The organism is Pandoraea pnomenusa (genome assembly GCF_040391475.1).
GTDB lineage: Bacteria > Pseudomonadota > Gammaproteobacteria > Burkholderiales > Burkholderiaceae > Pandoraea > Pandoraea pnomenusa_C.
Window position 1 is genome coordinate 1 of the sequence record NZ_JBEBXS010000024.1, and the last position, 21,216, is coordinate 21,216.

At 64.6% G+C, this 21,216-nt stretch carries 18 protein-coding genes; 4 read left to right on the forward strand and 14 right to left on the reverse strand.

Features of this window, described 5'->3' with window-relative positions:
* The 3 genes from dusB to purH all read left to right on the forward strand — a co-directional run.
* Positions 1-763: tRNA dihydrouridine synthase DusB (dusB, locus tag ABWO90_RS20425; RefSeq protein WP_353193060.1), on the forward strand; the 763-nt coding region annotated here is incomplete at its 5' end.
* Entirely contained in the window at positions 760-993 is a 234-nt protein-coding gene (locus ABWO90_RS20430; RefSeq protein WP_023594207.1) for a Fis family transcriptional regulator, read from the forward strand. The genes dusB and ABWO90_RS20430, both read left to right, overlap by 4 nt.
* A 78-nt stretch (positions 994-1,071) precedes the next feature.
* Positions 1,072-2,637: a bifunctional phosphoribosylaminoimidazolecarboxamide formyltransferase/IMP cyclohydrolase gene (gene purH / locus ABWO90_RS20435; RefSeq protein ID WP_353193061.1), complete on the forward strand. Its 1,566-nt coding sequence runs from the start codon at positions 1,072-1,074 to the stop codon at positions 2,635-2,637.
* Positions 2,638-2,736: 99 nt separating this feature from the next.
* On the opposite strand, the gene ABWO90_RS20440 is transcribed toward purH, so the two are convergent.
* From ABWO90_RS20440 to ABWO90_RS20495, 12 genes are all read right to left on the reverse strand, one after another.
* Positions 2,737-3,792 (reverse strand): porin, encoded by a 1,056-nt coding sequence (locus ABWO90_RS20440; protein ID WP_353193062.1) that lies wholly within the window; start codon positions 3,790-3,792, stop codon positions 2,737-2,739.
* A 130-nt stretch (positions 3,793-3,922) separates the two neighbouring features.
* Complete coding sequence (locus tag ABWO90_RS20445) at positions 3,923-4,927, reverse strand: XdhC family protein (RefSeq protein WP_353193063.1); 1,005 nt, start codon at positions 4,925-4,927, stop codon at positions 3,923-3,925.
* Entirely contained in the window at positions 4,927-7,212 is a 2,286-nt protein-coding gene (locus ABWO90_RS20450; RefSeq protein WP_353193064.1) for a xanthine dehydrogenase family protein molybdopterin-binding subunit, read from the reverse strand. The genes ABWO90_RS20445 and ABWO90_RS20450 overlap by 1 nt, the downstream gene beginning before the upstream one ends.
* Positions 7,193-7,636, reverse strand: coding sequence for a (2Fe-2S)-binding protein (locus tag ABWO90_RS20455; RefSeq protein ID WP_353193065.1), 444 nt, complete (start codon positions 7,634-7,636; stop codon positions 7,193-7,195). Before ABWO90_RS20455 ends, ABWO90_RS20450 begins: the two co-directional genes overlap by 20 nt.
* Positions 7,637-7,809: 173 nt before the next feature.
* Positions 7,810-8,751: an AraC family transcriptional regulator gene (locus ABWO90_RS20460; RefSeq protein ID WP_353193066.1), complete on the reverse strand. Its 942-nt coding sequence runs from the start codon at positions 8,749-8,751 to the stop codon at positions 7,810-7,812.
* Between the two features lie 263 nt (positions 8,752-9,014).
* A complete protein-coding gene (locus tag ABWO90_RS20465) occupies positions 9,015-9,641 on the reverse strand; it encodes a HutD/Ves family protein (protein WP_353193067.1) in 627 nt (208 codons plus the stop codon).
* A gap of 12 nt (positions 9,642-9,653) precedes the next feature.
* Positions 9,654-10,922, reverse strand: coding sequence for a glutamate-5-semialdehyde dehydrogenase (locus tag ABWO90_RS20470; protein WP_353193068.1), 1,269 nt, complete (start codon positions 10,920-10,922; stop codon positions 9,654-9,656).
* Positions 10,923-11,129: 207 nt separating this feature from the next.
* Positions 11,130-12,209, reverse strand: coding sequence for a DNA polymerase III subunit delta (gene holA, locus ABWO90_RS20475; RefSeq protein ID WP_353193069.1), 1,080 nt, complete (start codon positions 12,207-12,209; stop codon positions 11,130-11,132).
* 20 nt (positions 12,210-12,229) lie between these two features.
* The gene (locus tag ABWO90_RS20480; RefSeq protein WP_353193070.1) at positions 12,230-12,745 is read right to left on the reverse strand and encodes an LPS-assembly lipoprotein LptE; all 516 of its coding nucleotides are present in this window, start codon (positions 12,743-12,745) and stop codon (positions 12,230-12,232) included.
* Between the two features lie 110 nt (positions 12,746-12,855).
* A complete protein-coding gene (gene leuS / locus ABWO90_RS20485) occupies positions 12,856-15,450 on the reverse strand; it encodes a leucine--tRNA ligase (protein WP_353193071.1) in 2,595 nt (864 codons plus the stop codon).
* Between the two features lie 342 nt (positions 15,451-15,792).
* A complete protein-coding gene (gene dapB / locus ABWO90_RS20490; RefSeq protein WP_353193121.1) occupies positions 15,793-16,590 on the reverse strand; it encodes a 4-hydroxy-tetrahydrodipicolinate reductase in 798 nt (265 codons plus the stop codon).
* 32 nt (positions 16,591-16,622) lie between these two features.
* Positions 16,623-17,339 carry an outer membrane protein assembly factor BamE gene (locus ABWO90_RS20495; RefSeq protein ID WP_353193072.1) on the reverse strand — a complete coding sequence of 239 codons (717 nt, stop codon included), beginning with the start codon at positions 17,337-17,339 and terminating at the stop codon, positions 16,623-16,625.
* Positions 17,340-17,504: 165 nt separating this feature from the next.
* Between ABWO90_RS20495 and fur the strand changes: the two genes are divergently transcribed.
* Positions 17,505-17,936: a ferric iron uptake transcriptional regulator gene (gene fur, locus ABWO90_RS20500; protein WP_023594193.1), complete on the forward strand. Its 432-nt coding sequence runs from the start codon at positions 17,505-17,507 to the stop codon at positions 17,934-17,936.
* 109 nt (positions 17,937-18,045) lie between these two features.
* Here fur and gap read toward each other — a convergent pair whose 3' ends face one another.
* Together gap and tkt are read right to left on the reverse strand one after the other, a co-directional pair.
* Positions 18,046-19,056, reverse strand: coding sequence for a type I glyceraldehyde-3-phosphate dehydrogenase (gap, locus tag ABWO90_RS20505; RefSeq protein WP_353193073.1), 1,011 nt, complete (start codon positions 19,054-19,056; stop codon positions 18,046-18,048).
* A 28-nt stretch (positions 19,057-19,084) separates the two neighbouring features.
* Entirely contained in the window at positions 19,085-21,097 is a 2,013-nt protein-coding gene (gene tkt, locus ABWO90_RS20510) for a transketolase (RefSeq protein WP_353193074.1), read from the reverse strand.
* Positions 21,098-21,216 lie beyond the last annotated feature (119 nt).

The following is a 21,216-nucleotide window of genomic DNA, read 5'->3' on the forward strand; positions in this document are numbered from 1 at the left end:
TGGCGCCCAGATCATCGACATCAACATGGGCTGCCCGGCCAAGAAGGTCTGCAACGTGGCCGCCGGCTCGGCGCTCCTGCAGAACGAGCCGCTCGTCGCACGCATCGTGTCGGCCGTGGTCGGCGCCGTCGGCGATGTCGTGCCTGTCACGCTCAAGATTCGCACGGGGTGGGATCGCGAGCACAAGAACGCGCTCACGGTCGCGCGTATCGCCGAGGACTGCGGCATCAGCATGCTCACGGTTCACGGCCGCACGCGCGCCGACCTGTACCACGGCGACGCCGAATACGAGACGATCGCCGCCGTGAAGGCCGCCGCGCGCATTCCGGTCGTCGCCAACGGGGATATCGCTACGGCACAGAAGGCGAAGCACGTGCTGGAAGTCACGGGCGCCGACGCCATCATGATCGGGCGCGCCGCGCAGGGACGGCCCTGGCTGTTCCGCGACATCGAACTGTTTCTCACGACGGGCGAGATCGCTTTGCCGCCGCGCGTCGACGAGATCCAGCAGATCATGAACGAACACCTCGAAGATCACTACGAGTTTTACGGGGAGTACACGGGTGTTCGGACCGCACGCAAACACATTGCGTGGTATTCGCGTGGCCTGCCGGGGGCAGCCACGTTCCGTCAGCGCATGAACACGCTCGACACCACGCAGGAACAGTTGGCTGCGGTCAATGAGTTTTTCGAACAGCAGAAGGCGCACTCGGACCGTCTCTGCTATGAACAAGAATCTCCGAGGGAGCTATTAGCCGCATGAGCAAAGCAAACATAGAACAATCCGTGCGCGACAGTCTGGATTCGTATTTCCGCGATCTGGATGGCGCACGTCCACACGATGTCTACGATATGGTCGTCTCGGTCGTCGAAAAGCCGCTGCTCGAGTTCGTGCTCGGCAAGGCCGATGGCAACCAGTCGCTCGCCGCCGAATATCTGGGAATCAACCGCAACACGCTGCGCAAGAAACTGCAGCAGCACGGCCTGTTGTAAGCGCGGCCGCACCCGACGCTTCGTCCGGTACGCCCATTTGTTCATTCGCCCGTTTTTGCCGCTTCACTTTCGTCCGTCATGATCAAGCAAGCTCTCATTTCCGTCTCCGACAAGACCGGCATCGTCGACTTCGCCAAGTCGCTCGCTGCGCAGGGCGTGTCGATCCTCTCCACTGGCGGCACCGCCAAGCTGCTGGCTGACGCCGGCCTGAAGGTGACCGAAGTGGCCGACTACACCGGTTTCCCGGAAATGCTCGACGGCCGCGTGAAGACGCTGCACCCGAAGGTCCACGGCGGCATTCTCGCCCGTCGCGACCTGCCCGAGCACATGGCCGCACTCGACCAGCACGGCATTCCGACCATCGACCTGCTCGTGGTGAACCTGTACCCGTTCGTGCAGACGATCTCGAAGGACGAGTGCTCGCTCGAAGACGCCATCGAGAACATCGATATCGGTGGTCCGACGATGCTGCGCTCGGCCGCCAAGAACCACCGTGACGTCACCGTCATCGTCGATCCGGCCGACTACGCCGTGGTGCTCGACGAGATGAAGGCGAACGCCAACACGGTCGGCTACGCCACGAACTTCCGTCTGGCCACGAAGGTGTTCGCGCACACGGCCCAGTACGACGGCGCGATCACGAACTACCTCACGAGCCTGGGCGAATCGCTGCGTCACGACGAACGCTCGGCCTACCCGGCCACATTGAACCTCGCGTACACCAAGGTGCAGGACATGCGCTACGGCGAGAACCCGCACCAGAGCGCGGCGTTCTACCGCGACATCGTCACGCCGGAAGGCTCGCTCGCGAACTATCGCCAGTTGCAGGGCAAGGAACTGTCGTACAACAACATTGCCGACGCCGATGCCGCCTGGGAATGCGTGAAGACGTTCGAAGCCCCTGCCTGCGTCATCATCAAGCATGCGAACCCGTGCGGCGTGGCCGTCGCGGCCTCGCCCGCCGAAGCCTACGCCAAGGCCTTCCAGACCGATCCGACGTCGGCCTTCGGCGGCATCATCGCGTTCAATCGCGAAGTGGACGAAGCTGCCGCGCAAGCCGTGGCCAAGCAATTCGTGGAAGTGTTGCTCGCGCCGTCGTTCACCGACGCTGCCAAGCAGGTCTTCGCAGCCAAGCAAAACGTGCGTCTGCTCGAAGTGCCGCTCGGCAACGGCGTGAACCAGTACGACTTCAAGCGCGTGGGCGGCGGCCTGCTCGTGCAGTCGCCGGACGCCAAGAACGTGGCCCCGCACGAACTGCGCGTGGTGACCAAGCGCCACCCGACGCCCAAGGAAATGGAAGACCTGCTGTTCGCCTGGCGCGTGGCCAAGTACGTGAAGTCGAACGCCATCGTGTTCTGCGCCGGCGGCATGACGCTCGGCGTGGGTGCCGGTCAGATGAGCCGCGTCGATTCGGCCCGCATCGCCAGCATCAAGGCACAGAATGCCGGTCTGTCGCTGAACGGTTCGGCCGTGGCGTCGGACGCTTTCTTCCCGTTCCGTGACGGTCTGGACGTGGTGGTCGACGCAGGCGCGACCTGCGTGATTCACCCGGGCGGTTCGATGCGCGACGACGAAGTCATCGCCGCCGCCGACGAGCGCAATGTCGCCATGCTGATGACGGGCACGCGTCACTTCCGTCACTAAGCCTCTTGCCGCCGTGGCCCCCACGGGCCACGGGTGCGCAAAGAAAAAGGACACCCGCGGGTGTCCTTTTTTCTTTGACTCAAGCCAGCCCTGCGCGCCTCAGAAGTAGTGCGCGAGACCCACCGCCACCCCCACCTGATTGCTGCCCGGCACGATGGTCATGCCATAGCCCGTCACGCCCAGGTTCGACTGATTCTGGTTGCGAGAGAAGCCGACCTGCGCGAACAACTGCGTGCGCTTGGAGAGCAGGTACGCCGCGTTGGCTGCCAGCAGGTACGGGTGCTGATTCGCCGACGTGATGTTGTTGTAGTAAATCGCCCCCGAGAGAATCACCTCGGTCACCGGACGATACTGCAAGCCCGCGAAGTAGAGTTCGTTGCGTCCCGCGACACCCGGCACATTGCTCAGATACCACTGATACCCGACGAACGGCTTGAAGTTGCCGATGGCATAGCTCGCCCCGGCCGCCACGCGCTGCGTCGTGTTGCCCTGCGTCGCGACGGACGTGCCCTGCTGCTGGTCGTAGACGAGCGACACGTTGAGCGGGCCCTGCGCATACCCCACGGAGACGCTGTACTCCTTGCCCACGCGCCATTGCCCCGGCACCTGCGCGCCATTGGTGATGGTGGCGTCGTAACCCGTCGAGAAAAGGCCCGAGACCTTGAAACCGTTGAAGTTGCCCGCGTATTTGATCGAGTTGTCCGCCTTGCCGACGAACTGGGCGTCCATCGCGGGCAACGAATAACTGTAGTACGAGAGCGGGTCGAGTTCGAGGAACGCGTCGTAGATCAGGTTCTTCTGACGGCCGATGGTCACCGCACCCCATGCATTCTGCAACCCGACATACGCCTGCCGGCCGAACATCCGACTGTTCTGCTGCAACTGCCCCGAGTCGAGATTGAAACCGGCCTCGAGCTGCATGATCGCCTTGAGCCCGCCGCCGAGATCTTCCGAGCCCTTGAAGCCGAAGCGGTTGGGCGCTTGCGAACCATTGCTCACGCGAAAGAGCGACTGTTTGCTGCCGTTCGCGCCGGTGCCCGCATTGCTCAGGTATTCCAGACTGTTGTCCAGAATGCCGTAGATCTGCAACCCGTCGGCCTTCGCGCAGCCCGCCGCAGCCGTAAGCACCATTGCCATCCAGATTTTGTGTTTCATGACATTCCCTGTTTTTTATAGGACTACGAATTACTTATCATCGCGAACTACATCATCTTCCGCATCGCACGCCTCGTGAGCGTGCGACCTGGTCGATGTTTTCCGGGGGGGTATCGGTACGCTCGCTTCCTCAGGCGGCGCAGAAGTGGCTCACACCCGGGGGAGTGCGCAGCCGAGACGAGGTGACGTGCGAGAGCACGCCGTTGCGCAATGCCGTCATCTCCGACAGGATCGCGAGCGCGATTTCCGGGGGGGTGCGTGCACCCAGCGGCAAGCCGATCGGGCCGTACAGACGTTCGATCTGTGTGGTGGTCAGATCGAACATGCCCAGTCGCTCTCGACGCGCGGCCTGATTGCGATGCGAGCCGATCGCACCGACGTAGAACGCGTCTGACTTGAGCGCTTCGAGCAACGCCATGTCGTCGAGCTTCGGATCGTGCGTCAGTGCCACGATCGCGGTATTGCCATCGGGACGCAGACGCACGATCAGGTCGTCGGGCATCTCGCGTGTGTGAGTCACATGCGCGCTGTCCTGCGTGACATCGTGGATGTCGCGTGGGTCGCAGATCACGATCTGGTAGCCCAGCGGCACGGCCATGCTCACAAGGTGGTGTGTGAGTTGCCCGTCACCGATCACGATGATTCGCCAGCGCGGCCCGAACGGCACCGTCAGCCGCGTGGGCGTGTAGGCGAACGCGCCCGGTTGCGCCACACCACGCACGCGCGCCAGTCCGGTGCGCAGGTCCAGCTCGCGTACCCCGAGCCGGCCTGCGTCGATGGCCTCGCGCATGGCATCGAGCGCGCTGCGTGACGTCACGCGCTCGATGACCAGCTCCAGCGTGCCGCCACACGGCAGGCCGAAGCGATGCGCTTCGTCTGCCGTCATCCCGTAGATCTGCACGTGCGGACGCAATCCGGGGCGGAACCCGGCGGCGACCTTGGCGAGCAGATCGTCTTCGATGCAGCCGCCCGAGACCGAACCGACAACACGCCCGCGCGAGGTCATCGCCATCATGGCGCCGACCGGACGGGGCGCAGAGCCCCACGTGCGCGCGACCGTGGCGAGCAGCACGTCGTCACCCTGCGCCTGCCAGCGCGCGACGGCCTCGAGCACCTCGGCGTCGAGCACGTCCATCAGGCGAGTCCCTGCTCCGACGCCAGTTCGTCGGCGGCGGCCCGTGCGAGCCCACGCGCCTCGGTCACCGTCTGCGGCAGCGGCATCGTGCGTGCCCGCACGCCGGTCGCGCGACGAATCGCCTGTGCGACGGCCGGCGCCATCGGCGGCAGCGACACTTCCCCGCACCCTTGCGGCGGACGATCGCTCGGCAGAATCACGGTCTCGATCCTGGGCATCTCGACGAGATACAACAGCGGATAGTCGCCGAAGTTGCTCTGCTCCACTGCACCGTTGGCAAACGTGATCTGGCTCTTGAACGTGTTCGTGAGCGCGAAGCCGATGCCGCCCTCGATGTTGGCGCGAATCAGATTCGGATTGATGGCACGGCCGCAATCCACACCGCACACCACGCGCTCGATCTTGAAGCGGTCGTTCACCACGCGCATTTCGACCGCGACGGCGACGTACGTCGAGAACGCGGCGGCACGTCCTGTGTAGGTACAGTAGCCGAAGCCGCGATGCACCCCGGGCTTCGCCTTGTTCTGCCAGCCCGCAGAGGCAACGGTCGTCTCGATCACACGCGTGGCCAGCGGGTCGTGCTTGAGCAGACGCTTGCGATACTCGATCGGCTCGATACCCGCCGCGTCGGCCATCTCGTCGATGAAGCTCTCGAGGAAGAACACGCTCGAGGTCGAGCCGACCGAGCGCATGAAGCTCACGGGAATGTTCGGCTGCGGCACGTCGATGCCCTCGACGCGCAGATTCGGCACCGCATAGGCGAGATCGTAGAGGCCGTCGAGCATGGTCTCGTCGTAGCCCGCCTTCTCGTAGTGATCCTTCTTGATGACGTTGTACAGCGACTGGCCAGCCACGCGTACGTGCAACGCCTTGGGCAGTCCGTCGTTGCCGAGCACGGCCTGGAAGCGCCCCGACGCGCACGGGCGATAGAAACCGTGACGCGTATCGTCTTCACGCGAGCGAATCACCTTGACCGGACGCCCCACGGCCGCCGACGCCACCGCCGCATGGATCACGAAATCGGGCACGTACTTGCGTCCGAAACTGCCGCCGAGGAACGTCGTGTGCACCGTGACCTTTTCGGGCGGCACCTTGAAGATGCCACCGAGCGCCCAGCGCACTTTGTCCTGCCCCTGAATCGGCCCCCAGACCTCGATCTCGCCTTTGTCCTTGCGCACATGCACGGTGGCATTCACGGGCTCCATCGTCGCGTGGACGATGTACGGCGTGTGGTACTCGCCCGTCACCACCTTGCCGCCTGCCGAGATCAGCCCCGGGGCGTCGCCGATGTTGGTGGCCACGCCGGCCTTGCCGTCGGCCAGCGCCGCGCGACGCGCCGCGAGAATCGTCGCGCTGTCGGCGGCCGGACCCGCCTTCCATTCGACGTCGAGCGCATCGCAGGCCTTCTTCGCGCGCCAGTAGTCGTCGGCCACCACGATGATGGCGTCCTTCGCGAGCACCACCTCGTGCACGCCCTTGCGTGCCTTGATCTCGTCGCGATTGCGCACCGAGATCGGCGCACCGCCGGACGTCGGCGCCATGCGCACGGCGCCCACGAGCATGTCCGGCACCTTCACGTCGATGCCGAAGACGGCCGAGCCGTCGACCTTGGCCGGCGTATCCAGACGCGACACCGTCTTGCCGATCAGCGCATGCGCCGACTCGTTCTTCAGGCGCGGATGCGGATTGAGCGGTTGCTTCGCGGCGTCGGCCGCCAGCTCACCGTAGCCGATCGAGCGACCCGTTTGCACGTGAATGACGCGGCCTTCGCGCGTCACACAGTTGGATGTCCGCACGCCAAGACGGCGCGCGCCCACGGTGACCAGCGCCTCGCGCGCTTGCGCCCCTGCGATGCGCAGACGCTCGTAGAACAGCGTGACCGACATCGAGGCACCCACGAACTGCTGCAGCGCCTCGTTGGCGGCGGCGGTGCGGTAGGCATCGCGCGCGGTCACGAACTCGACGCGCACGCGTCGCCAGTCGGCATCGAGCTCGTCGGCGAGCACCTGCGGCAGACCGGTGTAGACGCCCTGCCCGACCTCGCACTGCGAGAGACCGAGGACGGTCGTGCCGTCGGCATCGATGCGAATCCAGTCGTTGATCTCGACGAGGTTATCGCCAGCGGCGCGCGCTTCGGGGCTCGCCACCCACGACGCCGAAATCGGGATCAGGAGACTGCCCGCCGCGAGCGACATGCCCTTGAGCCAATGACGGCGGGCGGGCGACGCAGGGGCGTCGGACGAGGTCACGGCGCGCATCGTGCGCTCAGCGTTTTGCTGCGTCATGGATCGCCTCCCGGATACGGTGATAGGTCGCGCAACGGCAGAGGTTGGTCATCGCCTCGTCGATCTGGGCGTCCGTCGGATGCGGATGCTTCTCGAGCAACGCCGCAGCCGCCATGACCATGCCAGACTGGCAATAGCCGCACTGCGGCACGTCCTTGGCGATCCAGGCCTGCTGGATCGGATGCGAGCGCGCAGGCGACAGGGCCTCGACGGTCGTGATGCGCTTGCCCGCGACCGCCGAGACCGGCAGTACGCACGTGCGTGTGGCGACACCTTCGACGTGGACCGTGCAGGCGCCGCATGCGCCGATGCCGCAGCCGTATTTCGTCCCCGTCAGTCCCGCAGCATCGCGGATGACCCACAGCAAAGGCGTGTCGTCATCGCCATCGAAGACGAACGGTCGCCCGTTGAGTTGGAATTCCATTGACTCTCCCGTTGTGACTGCCGTCGGCGCGGACACCCTCGCGGTGGCCGGCTGATGGCGATTGAATTCTCACAACGAGAAAATTGGCGAACAACGGCCGTGCGGCCCGAAAAGGATGCCGTTCGTCCAGAGACGGGAAAACCCTCAGGCGTGAGGGTTCAGGCGAGCGTGCGTCAGTTGCCCAGTTCGCAGCTTCGGAGATATTCGCGCGGCGGCAGGCCGTAGCACCGCCGGAATGCGCGCGTGAAGGCCTTTTCCGAGGCGTAGCCCACGGCGTCGGCCACATCGGAGATACGCGCACCGGCGCCCGCCAGCCGGTCGGCAGCGAGGTACATGCGATGTGCGGTGAGATAGGACATCGGCGATTCGCCGACGAGTTCGCGAAATCGCAGGCAAAACTTCGAGCGAGACATGCCGGCAATGTCGGCGAGTTGCTCCACGGTCCACGCGCGCTGCGGGGCTTCGTGCATCGAGGCGATGGCGCGACTCAGTTGCGGGTCAGTCATGCCGCGCAGCCAGTGGGTGCTGACCCCGCCATTGGCACCGAGATACGCCCGCAGGATTTGCACGAACAGCACGTCGGCCAGACGCGCGACTGCCACACGCCATCCGGCGCCGCGGTGCATCGACTCTTCGATGAAACCCGCGATGGTAGTCGTGAGCAACGCGGGCACCGCCGGATCGCCGGCCCGGATGTGAATCAGTGGTGGCAAGGCAGCGAGCAAGGGGTTGCGCACGCGATCGCGGAACATCACGACACCGGTGTAGAGATCGCTGACGGCGCCCGTGCCGCCGGCACGAAAGGCGAGCGGCGTATCGAGCTTCGGCTCGATGCCCTGTGACGACATCAGATCCTCGAACACCACGGGGGGCTCGTCGAGCGACGAGCACATCACATGTTCGTGACCGTGCGGGAGCAGCACGCAGTCGCCCGGCTCGATGCGCACCGGCGCCATGCCCGCCACGACGAGCCAGAACGGCTCCCCCACGGCGGTACGGAAGGGCGCGCCCTCGAGCGCCGGCTTGCGTAGCGACCAGGGCGCACCGAACGTGAAGCGCCCCGTGACAACGGCATCGGCCCGCAGGTCGGCAAGTACGTCGCTTAACGGGTCCATGACGCCCGGCCTCGCGCGACGTCGGCATCGATCTGTTTCATGGGTGGAACGTTGATTTATCTATGAATAGACGAAGTATGCCGTTTCGCACGCCGGAAAAGTATCGGATTTGCCCTAGGGAAAGTACGGGGAGCGCTCCGGATCGTCGGAGGCGGTGCAGCGGGAGGGGAAAAGCGGCGGATGGCTGGGAGCAGCAGAGTGAAGCGGCGTCGGAACCCGGCCTGCCCCGCAATGCGCAGTTTGCAGGCCGGGTTCCGACGACATCAGCGACGCGAGAGCGACGTCAGGAAGACATCGGCAGCGCCGGTAGTGGCGCGCAGTTCGCACCGCAACTCCCCCGTTTCCCCATCGATGCGTAACGCGTGTGCGGCGGGCAGATTCACGATCTGGCTGTCGCCGAAGACCACCCGTACGTCACCGGCGGCGCAATACAGGAAGGCGACGGCGTCGTCGCCCGCCGGGAGCGTCCACGTCAGCGCTTCGTCACCCAGGTGATGTTGCGCAAGCGTGTGCTGCCAGCCGGCGCGACGCGTCATGACATTGAAGTCGTCGATGGGCACGCCTTCCGTTTCGAGCGTCGGCGTGCTGCTTACGGCCAATTCGCCACCAAACGCGTAGGGCGGCGTACGCGTCGTGAGCGTGACGTCGGGACGCCCTTCGACGTTGAGCGTCAGCGTGCCGCCTCGAACAATGGCGAGCGTTCTGTCGATGCCCGCAAAGACCGAGAATGGCCCCGGATTCGCAACGGTGGCCGTACTGATACGCCAGTCGAAGCCGTCGTCGCCGGGCTGTCGTGCCACGGCCAGTTCAGTGGTCACGCCTTGCCCGTTCTTCCAGGGCATCTTCAGAAAATCGGCCGGACCGAGGACCTGCAATTGCATGCGACGCATGGGATGCCCGGGTTACTTGCGAACTTCGCCGTGACCAAACACGACGTACTTCAGACTCGTCAGTCCCTCGAGACCTACGGGGCCGCGGGCATGCAGCTTGTCGTTGGAGATGCCGATTTCCGCGCCCAGACCAAACTCGAAACCGTCGGCAAAACGCGTGCTCGCGTTGATCATCACGCTGGCCGAATCGACTTCGCGCAGGAATTGCATCGCGGCGGTGTAGTCCTCGGTCACGATGGCGTCGGTGTGATGCGAGCCATAGCGGTTGATGTGCGCAATGGCAGGCGCCAGTCCGTCGACGATCTTGATCGCGAGCACCGGCGCGAGATATTCCGTCGACCAGTCTTCCTCGGTCGCCGCGATCGCGCCGTTCACGCCCGCTTCGACGAGCGCCGCCAGCGTACGCTCACAGCCGCGCAGCTCGACCTGTTTGTCCTGGAACATGCGAGCGATGGCGGGCAACTGGCCGATGGCCTGCTGATCGACGAGCAACGTCTCCATCGTGTTGCAGGTGCCGTAGCGGTGCGTCTTGGCGTTGTCGCAGATCGCCAGCGCCTTCGCGGCATCGGCGCGTGCGTCGACATACACGTGGCAGATCCCGTCGAGGTGCTTGATCATCGGCACGCGGGCGTCCTGCATCAGACGCGCGATCAGGCTCTTGCCGCCGCGTGGCACGATCACGTCGACGTATTCGGTCATCGTGATGAGTTCGCCGACAGCGGCGCGATCCGGCGTGTTCACGACCTGCACGGCGTCGCCGGGCAGACCGCTTGCGGCGAGTGCATCGGCAATCAGTGCGGCCAATGCCGTATTGCTTTCGATGGCCTCGGAACCACCCCGCAGAATCGTGGCATTGCCCGACTTCAGGCAGAGCGCTGCGGCATCGATCGTCACGTTCGGACGCGACTCGTAGATGATGCCGATGACGCCCAGCGGCACGCGCATCTGACCGACCTGAATGCCGCTCGGCTGCACGCGCACGTTGCTGATCTCACCAATGGGATCGGACAGACCCGCGATCTGGCGCAGACCTTCGATCATCGTGCGAAGCGCCTTGTCGGATAGCGTGAGGCGGTCGATGAAGGCAGCGTCCTGACCGTTGGCTCGGGCACGTTCGAGGTCGCGGCGATTCACGTCCTGCAGCTTCGCACCGTCGCGCTCGATGGCGTCGGCGATCGCGAGCAATGCGCGATTCTTGGCAGCGGTGTCGGCGCGCGCCATGGCGCGCGATGCCTCACGGGCGCGCTGGCCCAGCGACTGCATGTAGGCTTTGATATCCATATCGTCGTTCTGCGAGTTCTGTTGGCGGCGTCACCGCCATGGCATTCGGTTGGCTGTCGGTGTGACGGGTATTCCGAAAATTCGGACGCGTCGCACGGCATGGCGCCGGTCATGCGCCAGATTGTCCGTCAATTGCGGGGATTCTGCTGGCGCGGCTCCCGTGTCTCGGGAGGCACGGACCGGCGTGGACGGGGATTCGGGCGCGGTCTACGCGGGCACCGGACGCGGTACACGCGTGGAGCGCGCCATCGGCGGTCGCTCACCGGCGAGCAGCAGACCGAGTTGCAGCATGCCGTCCCACGGATCGCCGGGAAGGCCGTCGGCCCGAAGGCCCTTGACCTGACGATCCAGCCGCGCCGCGAGTTGCAGCGCTTTCGCGAGCATGGCCGGCGTGGCGCGGTTCGCAGCTTGTTCCATCAAGCGCTCGCGCGGGCCCCACACGCGGTACTCGCGCAGCAACACGGCCAGCGGTTTGCCTGCGGCCATGCCGCGCGTGATCTTCGCCAGCGTGCGGACTTCTTCGGTCAGCGCCCACAGCACGAGCGGTGCGGCCTCACCTTCGCCGCGCAGGCCGTCGAGCATCCGTACCAGACGGGCGGCGTCGCCCGCGAGCACGGCTTCACTCAGCTTGAAGACGTCGTAGCGTGCGACGTTGAGCACGGCGTCCTGCACCTGCTCGAACGTCAGCGTACCCGACGGATACAGCAGGCCAAGCTTCTGAATTTCCTGATGGGCAGCGAGCAGATTGCCTTCGACCCGGTCTGCGATGAATTGCAGTACGCGACGCCCCGGCTCGCCGGCTTCGACACGTTGTCCCTGCGCCGCCAGTCGTTGCGCGATCCAGTCGGGCAGACGGGTCCGGTCGACCGGATCGATCTTGACGGTGACACCGGCGCGATCGAGCGTCGTGAACCAGTCGGATTTGCTTGCCGACGCGTCGAGGCGCGGCAGGGTGATGATCGTCAGGACATCGCCGCTCGCGGCCTCGGCATGCGCCTTGAGCGCCGCACCGCCTTCCTTGCCCGGTTTGCCGCCGGGAATGCGCAGTTCAATGAGCTTGCGATCGCCGAACAGCGACATCGATTGCCCGGCGTTGGCGAGCGCGCCCCAGTCGAAGCTGCGCTCGACGCTCAGTACATCGCGTTCGGTAAAGCCGCCCGCACGTGCCGCCGTACGCACGCGATCCACCGCCTCCTGCACGAGCAGGCTCTCATCGCCGTAGATCGTATAGATCGGCGAGAGCGTCTTGGCGAGGTGCGCGTCGAGCGCGTCAGGGCGCAGTTGCATGGTGGCGGGCGAGCTCCGGCTTACTCTTGCGGCTTGGGCTCGGGCATGGACCGGACAGCTTCCATGCGGCGGATGATCTGATCGACGGCGTCGCGCTCCATGTCGCGGGCGAGCAACGCGGCTTCCGTATCACGTGCCGATGACTCGCTATCGCTGTAGGGCAGATTCCGCGTCAGGCGAATCGTGCTCAGCGGAATGATCGGCCGACCATCCGGCGTAACGAGCTGGAACGTGTACGACACGCGCATCTCGTATTCGCGCGCCTGACCGTTGGCATCGAGACTGACGGCAAAGCGAGAGGACTTCGTGCTCACCAACTCGAGACGGGCGTCGGCGTCCTTGGGATCTGTCACCACAACCGTTCCCTTGCTACCGAAACGGACATAGCGCGAAATGTCGGCGGCCATCTGCCCACCGCCCGCAATATACAGACGCTGGAATGCATACTCGCTCTGGCCGCGCAGCTGGAAGCCGCAGGCGGACAGCGCCAGTGCGCAGCCCAGCAGCGCGATCCAGCCGAAAATCCTGCGCGTCACGCCAACGCTTCGTTGCCCGGATGTCATTTGCACGTGGTGTGCCCTCTTCTCGCCAAACGTCAAAATCGTTGTCGGGCGGCAGTCGCTGCCGCCTCGAACCATCAATCTCGTCAGACTACAACGTTCACCAGACGCCCCGGCACGACGATGACCTTCTTCACCGGCTTGCCCTCGCCGAACTTGGCGGTCATTTCGTGGGCCAGCGCCGCCTGTTCGATGGCTTCGCGCGAAGCATCCTTGGCCACGCGGACCGCGCCGCGAACCTTGCCCGCGACTTGCAGTACCAGTTCGATCTCGTCCTGCACCAGCGCCGCTTCGTCGACTTCCGGCCACGGCGCGTCGAGCAGATCGCCCTGTTGCGCGGCATAGCCCAGTTCGTTCCACAGGCCGTGCGTGACGTGCGGCACCACCGGGTACAGCACGCGCAGCAGAATGCCGTAGCATTCGCGCACCGCGCCGGCGCCGGCCGCGCCCTTGTCGCTCTCGATGGCGTTGAGCATCTTCATCGCCGCCGACACGACCGTGTTGTACTGCACACGCTGGTAATCGTAGTTGGCTTGCTTGAGCACGCCGTGAATCTCCAGGCGAAGCGCCTTGGCCGCCGCGCTGGACGTGTCGATCGCTGCATCGGCCTGACGCAGCAACGCAGCCTGCGACTGGCCGAAGCCCCACAGACGACGCAGGAAACGGCTTGCGCCTTCCACACCGGCGCCCGACCATTCGAGCTGCTGCTCGGGCGGCGCGGCGAACATCACGAACAGACGCGCCGTGTCGGCACCGTACTGATCGATCAGCGACTGCGGATCCACGCCGTTGTTCTTCGACTTCGACATCTTCTCGATGCCGCCGAGCGTCACGTCGGCGCCGTCTTCCTTCGAGGTCGCACCGGCCGGACGACCCTTGTCGTCGAACTGCACCTGCACGTCGAGTGGGTTGAACCACGTCTTCTTGCCCGAGGTGTCTTCCCGGTAGAACGTCTCGTTGAGCACCATGCCCTGCGTGAGCAGGTTCTGCGCCGGCTCCTTGAAGCTCACCAGCCCCAGATCGCGCATGACCTTGGTCCAGAAGCGCGAGTACAGCAAGTGCAGAATCGCGTGCTCGATGCCGCCGATGTACTGATCCATCGGCATCCAGTAATCGGTGCGTGCGTCGACCATCGTGTCGGCGTCCGGGCAGGCATAGCGCGAGAAGTACCACGACGAGTCCACGAACGTATCCATCGTGTCCGTCTCGCGACGTGCGGGTTTGCCGCACTTCGGGCAGTCGCACTTGAGGAACGCCTCGGACTTGGCGAGCGGGTTGCCCGTGCCGTCCGGCACGAGGTCCTCGGGCAGCACGACCGGCAGATCCTTCTCGGGGACCGGCACGGCGCCGCACGACTCGCAATGGATGATCGGGATCGGCGTGCCCCAGTAGCGTTGACGCGAGATACCCCAGTCGCGCAGGCGGAACGTCACCTGCTTGTCGCCCGCGTCCTTCGCCTTGAGGTCGGCGGCAATCGCGTCGATGGCGGCCATGAAGCCCAGGCCATCGTACTTGCCGCTGTTGATCAGCGTGCCGTTTTCCTTGTCGCCGTACCAGGCCTGCCAGGCCTCCGTCGAATAGGTCTCGCCCGGCACGGCCACGACCTGCTTGATCGGCAGGCCGTACTTGCGCGCGAACGCGAAGTCGCGTTCGTCATGCGCCGGCACGCCCATTACGGCACCTTCGCCGTAACCCATCAGCACGTAGTTGCCGATCCACACTTCGACCTTCTCGCCGGTCAGCGGGTGCGTGACGAAGAAGCCCGTCGGCATGCCCTTCTTTTCCATCGTGGCGATGTCGGCTTCCGCCACGCCGCCTTGCTTGCATTCGGCGATGAAGGCCTGCAGATCGTCACGGCCTTCGGCCAGACGCGTGGCGAGCGGATGCTCGGCGGCGATCGCGCAGAAGGTCACGCCCATGATCGTGTCGGCACGCGTGGTGAACACGCGCAGCAGCTTCTGCTCGCCGTCGAGTTCGTACGGGAAGCCGAAGTTCACGCCGAAGCTCTTGCCGATCCAGTTTTGTTGCATCACCTTCACGCGCTCGGGCCAGCCGAGGTCGTCGAGGTCGCCGAGCAGTTCGTCGGCGTACTCGGTGATGCGCATGTAATACATCGGGATTTCACGCTTCTCGACGAGCGCGCCCGAACGCCAGCCGCGGCCGTCGATCACCTGTTCGTTGGCGAGCACCGTCTGGTCGACCGGGTCCCAGTTCACCGTGCCGGTCTTCAGATAGACGACGCCCTTTTCCAGCATCTTCAGGAACAGCCACTGGTTCCAGCGGTAGTACTCGGGCTTGCAGGTGGCCACTTCGCGCGACCAGTCGATCGCCAGGCCCATCGCCTGCATCTGCTTCTTCATGTACGCGATGTTGTCGTACGTCCACTTGGCCGGCGGCACGCCGTTGGCCATTGCCGCGTTTTCCGCCGGCATGCCGAAGGCGTCCCACCCCATCGGCATCAACACGTTGTAGCCGCGCATGCGCATCTGGCGGTACATCACGTCGTTGATGGTGTAGTTACGCACGTGCCCCATATGCAGCTTGCCCGACGGATACGGCAGCATCGAGACGCAATAGAATTTCTGTTTGTCCGCGCGCTCGGTGGTCTTGTAAGCATCGATCGCCTTCCAGTGGGACTGGGCGGAGGATTCGACGTCGGCGGGAACGTATTTTTCTTGCATGATGGGTCGGCGGATAGGATTCGGCTCGGCTTCGCCCCCTGTGCATGACGCAGCGCGCGGCGTGCGACACGCCGGGTCTTCGGGGCGGATCCGGGGAAAACGATGATTATAACGCCGCCGCGAGCGGATTCGGCCTGACGGCGGCGGGGGATGCGGCCAGTGGCGCCCTTCGATCCTGTGGACGCCGATGCGCCGGGCGATCCGGCGTGAACGCTTGCTGCAGCGGGCGGCTCGAGCAGGCCGGGAAACCGGGTGGCGTGCCCTGCGTCGCCTTTCCCGGCACAACCGCTGTCGCACGAGCCGCCGGCCATTGTGCCGGCGCTCGAGACGAGCCCGGTGCGATCAACGCAGGCCCAGGACGTCCTGCATGTCGAACAGGCCCGTCTTGTGTTGCGCGAGGAAACGTGCGGCGCGCAGCGAGCCTTGCGCGTACGACAGCCGGCTCGACGACTTGTGTGTGATCTCGATACGCTCGCCGATGCCGGCGAACAGCACCGTGTGATCGCCGACGATATCGCCGCCACGCACCGTCGCAAAACCGATCGTCGACGGATCGCGCTCGCCGGTCACGCCTTCACGACCATAGACCGCGCATTCCTTCAGATCGCGGCCCAGTGCCTCGGCAACGACCTCACCCATGCGCAGTGCCGTGCCCGACGGGGCATCGACCTTGTGCCGATGATGCGCTTCGATGATTTCGATGTCGTAACCGGTGTTCAGAATCTTGGCGGCGACTTCGAGCAATTTGAACGTGGCGTTCACTCCTACGCTCATGTTCGGTGCGAACACGACCGCCACGCGCTCTGCGCCCTTGGCCAGACGCGCCTTGTCCTCTTCGGAAAAACCGGTCGTGCCGACGATCATCTTCACGCCGTGCTTCTCTGCGGCGGCCAGATGGGCCAGCGTGCCCTCCGGGCGGGTGAAGTCGATCAGGTATTCGGCGCCGGCCAGTGCCGTGTCGAGATCGGCCGTGATCTTCACACCGGTCTCGCGGCCCAGAAATGCGCCGGCATCGTGGCCGAGCGCCGGGCTCTCTTCACGGTCGAGCGCACCGACCAGTTCGGCGTCGTCGGCGGCCAGAACGGTTTCGATCAGCATCCGGCCCATACGGCCCGATGCGCCAGCAATCGCAATCTTCATCATGGTGAGTCTTTCGTCGTCGTTCTGACAGCTTACTGCGGGGCCGAGAACAGCCCGCCGCCCGAGGTCACGCGCGGCGAAGGCACAAGACCCGCGCCTGCTGCCGCACCGGTAGCGCCAGTCGCGCCTGCGGCCGGCGTCTGCGGCGCCAAAGCGACCGGCTTGGCCGCTGCAGCCACGTTGGCGGCGGCCGCGTCGGTCGACACGGCGGCGACATCGGTTGCAGCCGGCGCGGCGGTCGGTGCGATGGCGGCGGCATCCGGCGACGGTGCCGCGCCCTCGGCGGCGGCAGCGCTCGCCGTCGACGGGGCCGGCGCCTCGGTCTTCACGGACTTGCGCCCCTTCTGACCGTCGATTTCCTCAACCAGCTGGTACTCGGTCGGCAGGTTCTCGCCACCTTCCCAGCGGGCCAGCGTATCGCCTTCGAAGTACACCTTCAGATGGCGCTCCTGCACCACCGACGCGTTACCGCGCTTGAAATAGAAGACGTAATCCCAGCGGTTTGCGTGGAAGATATCGGTGAGCAGCGGCGTGCCGAGCAGTTGACGCACCTGATCGCGCGTCATGCCGGCTTTGAGCTGGTCGTAGGCCTCCTTCGAGACGAAGTTGCCTTGAACGATGTTGATCCGATACGGCGTAACCACGCCGATCACTTTGTCGGTCACGCTGTCATACGTCGAGCAGCCGGCCAGGGCCAGGAATGCCGCCGCAGCGCAGACGGAGAGCGGAAGGGAGAGATAACGACGCAAATCTGACTCGCTTTCAAAAAAATCGAACTTGATCCGGCACGCCGGGCGCGCCGCCACATCGCCCTCGTTGACGGCATAAACCGTCCCGTTTGCCCCGGTTTGCGCCCGGGCAAGGCAAAAAGGCATTATTATTGGGGCTGTATTGTACTCTAGGGACGTAGAGCGATGCCGAATCCCGCCGATCTGAAAAATATCGGACTGAAAGCCACGCTTCCGCGCCTCAAGATTCTGGAAATTTTCCAGAACAGCGAGGTGCGCCATTTGACCGCCGAAGACGTATATCGTCATCTGCTCGGTGAAAATCTCGATATCGGCCTGGCCACGGTCTACCGTGTCCTGACCCAATTCGAGCAAGCCGGGCTATTGTCGCGCAGCAACTTTGAATCCGGCAAGGCCGTTTTCGAACTGAACGAAGGCCATCACCACGATCACCTCGTGTGCCTCGACTGCGGCCGTGTCGAAGAATTCTTCGACGCTGAGATCGAACGCCGCCAGAAGCTGATTGCCAAGGAACGCGGCTTCGCGCTCCAGGAGCACTCGCTTGCGATGTACGGGAGCTGCACGAAAGATCCCTGCCCGCATCGTCAAAAGAACTGAGCGATTGCCCCACGCCGTCACAGACAGATTGGGAAACTGCTCAAGAAAAAACGCCCGCTGACTTTAGCGGGCGTTTTTTCGTGGATCGAACCGTTTGGCTTACCGCAACTTACTTGGCGGCCATCAGCGCGACGGTCGTGTCGAGCATGCGGTTCGAGAAGCCCCACTCGTTGTCGTACCACGAGCCAACCTTCACCAGACGACCCGACACCTTCGTCAGCGTGCCGTCGAAGTTCGACGAGGCCGGATTGTGGTTGAAGTCGACCGACACCAGCGGCGCCGTGTTGTACGTGGCGACGGCCTTGAGCGGGCCTTCTGCGGCTTCCTTCAGGATCGCGTTCACTTCGTCCACCGTCGTGTCGCGCTTGGCAACAAACGACAGGTCAACGATCGACACATTGATCGTCGGGACGCGAATGGCGTAGCCATCGAGCTTGCCATTGAGTTCCGGCATCACCAGACCCACGGCCGAAGCGGCACCCGTCTTCGTCGGGATCATGCTCATCGTGGCCGAACGGGCGCGACGCAGATCTTCGTGATAGACGTCGGTCAGCACCTGGTCGTTCGTGTAGGCGTGAACCGTGGTCATCAGACCCGATTCCAGACCGATCTTCTCATGCAGCGGCTTGACCAGCGGTGCGAGGCAGTTCGTCGTGCACGATGCGTTCGAGATGACCGTATCGGTCGCCTTGAGCACGCCTTCGTTCACGCCGAACACGATCGTGGCGTCCACGTCCTTGCCGCCCGGGGCCGAAATGATGACCTTCTTCGCGCCGCCGTTCAGGTGGGCGCTGGCCTTTTCCTTCGAGGTGAAGAAGCCCGTGCACTCGAGCACGACGTCCACGCCCAGCTCGCCCCACGGCAGCTCGGCCGGGTTGCGGTTGGCCAGCACGCGAATCTTGTCGCCGTTCACGACCATGTAGTCGCCGTCGACCGTCACGGTGCCCGGGAACTTGCCGTGCGCCGTGTCGTATTGCGTGAGGTGCGCGTTCGTCTGCGCATTGCCGAGATCGTTGATGGCGACGATTTCGATGTCGTGCTTCTTGCCACCTTCATAGTGGGCACGCAGTACGTTGCGGCCGATACGGCCGTAGCCGTTGATAGCGACGCGAATGGTCATGGGGGTTTCTCCGTAAGGTCTAACGAAATCAGCCAAGCACGGACTTGACCGTCGCGACCACGTGGTCGACGGTGAAGCCGAAGTGTTTGAACAGCACGCCGGCCGGGGCCGACTCGCCAAAGGTGTCGATACCGACGACGCCGCCTTCCAGGCCGACGTACTTATGCCAGAACGCCGTCACGCCGGCTTCGATCGCCACACGCGGCACGCCGCGCGGCAGCACGCTCTCGCGGTACGCCTTGTCCTGACGGTCGAACACGTTCGTCGACGGCATGGACACGACACGCACGGCGATGCCCTCGGCGGCCAGCGCGTCGGCGCCCTTGAGCGCCAGATCCATTTCCGAACCGGTGGCGATCAGCACGATCTGCGGATTCGCCGCGTCGCGCAGCACGTAGCCACCACGACGAATATTCGCGATCTGCGCGTCGTCGCGCGAGACGAACGGCAGGTTCTGACGGCTCAACACCAGGCTCGACGGACCGTCGTGACGCTCCACCGCAGCCACCCATGCGGCTGCCGTTTCGGTCGTATCGCACGGACGCCACACGTCCATCTGCGGGATCAGGCGCAGGCTCGACACGTGCTCGATCGACTGGTGCGTCGGGCCGTCTTCGCCGAGACCGATCGAATCGTGCGTGAACACGAAAATCGAACGCAGCTTCATGAGCGCGGCCATGCGCAGCGCATTGCGGCTGTAATCGGAGAACGTCAGGAACGTGCCGCCGAACGGGATGTAACCACCGTGCAGCGCAAGGCCGTTCATGATGGCGCTCATGCCGAACTCGCGCACGCCGTAGTTGATGTGATTGCCGAACTGCACGCCTTCCGCGTTGGCACGCACGGCCTTGCTGGCCTTCCAGTTCGTCAGGTTCGAGCCGGTCAGGTCGGCCGAGCCGCCCAGGAATTCCGGCAGCACGGCAGCCAGCCCCTCGATCGCCAGTTGCGACGCCTTGCGCGTGGCCACCGTTTCGGCCTTCTCGTTGGTCTTGGCGATGAGTGCGGCGGCAGCCGACTTGAAGTCACCCGGCAGCTCGCCCTTCATGCGGCGCTCGAATTCAGCGGCTTCGGCCGGGAACTGGCTGCGATAAGCGGCAAAACGCTCGTTCCAGGCGGCTTCGGCCTGTTGACCGGCGGCCTTCGCGTCCCATGCCGTATAGACTTCAGCCGGCACTTCGAACGGCGGCAGGTTCCAGCCCAGCGCAGCGCGCGTGGCGGCGATTTCGTCGGCGCCCAGCGGCGCGCCGTGAACGTCGTGACCGCCTTGCTTGTTCGGTGCGCCCTTGCCGATCAGCGTCTTGCAGCAGATCAGCGTCGGGCGATCCGACGTCTTGGCCTTGGCGATGGCCGCGTCGATGGCGTCGACATCATGACCGTCGATGCCGCGGATCACGTTCCAGCCGTAGGCTTCGAAACGCTTGGGCGTGTCGTCGGCGAACCAGTACTCGACATCGCCATCGATCGAGATGCCGTTGTCGTCGTACAGCGCGATGAGCTTGTTCAGGCGCAGCGTGCCTGCCAGCGAACAGGCTTCGTGCGAGATACCTTCCATCAGGCAACCGTCGCCGAGGAACGCATACGTATAGTGATCGACGATGGCGTTGCTCGGGCGGTTGAATTCCTTGGCGAGCAACGCTTCGGCGAGGGCGAAGCCGACAGCGTTGGTAATGCCCTGGCCCAGCGGGCCCGTGGTCGTCTCGATGCCCGGGGTGATACCCACTTCCGGGTGACCCGGCGTCTTGCTGTGGAGTTGACGGAAGTGCTTGAGCTCTTCGATCGGCAGGTCGTAGCCCGTCAGATGCAGCAACGAATAGATGAGCATCGAGCCGTGACCGTTCGACAGCACGAAGCGATCGCGATCGAACCAGTGCGGATTGACGGGGTTGTGCTTCAGATGGCGGCCCCAGAGAGCGACCGCGATGTCGGCCATGCCCATCGGCGCGCCAGGGTGACCGGAGTTGGCCTGTTGGACCGCGTCCATGGAGAGGACGCGAATAGCAGATGCCATCAGCGCAGCCGTAGCAGGAGAGGAGTTCGTCATGGTGACCAGCCGGATGAGCGGGCGTGCCCCGTTGCCGCGAGCTGCCGCGCGAAATTCAAATGCAGGAAAAGACCAAGATTTTACCAGATACGACACCTGCCCGGGTCGTCGACTGCGAA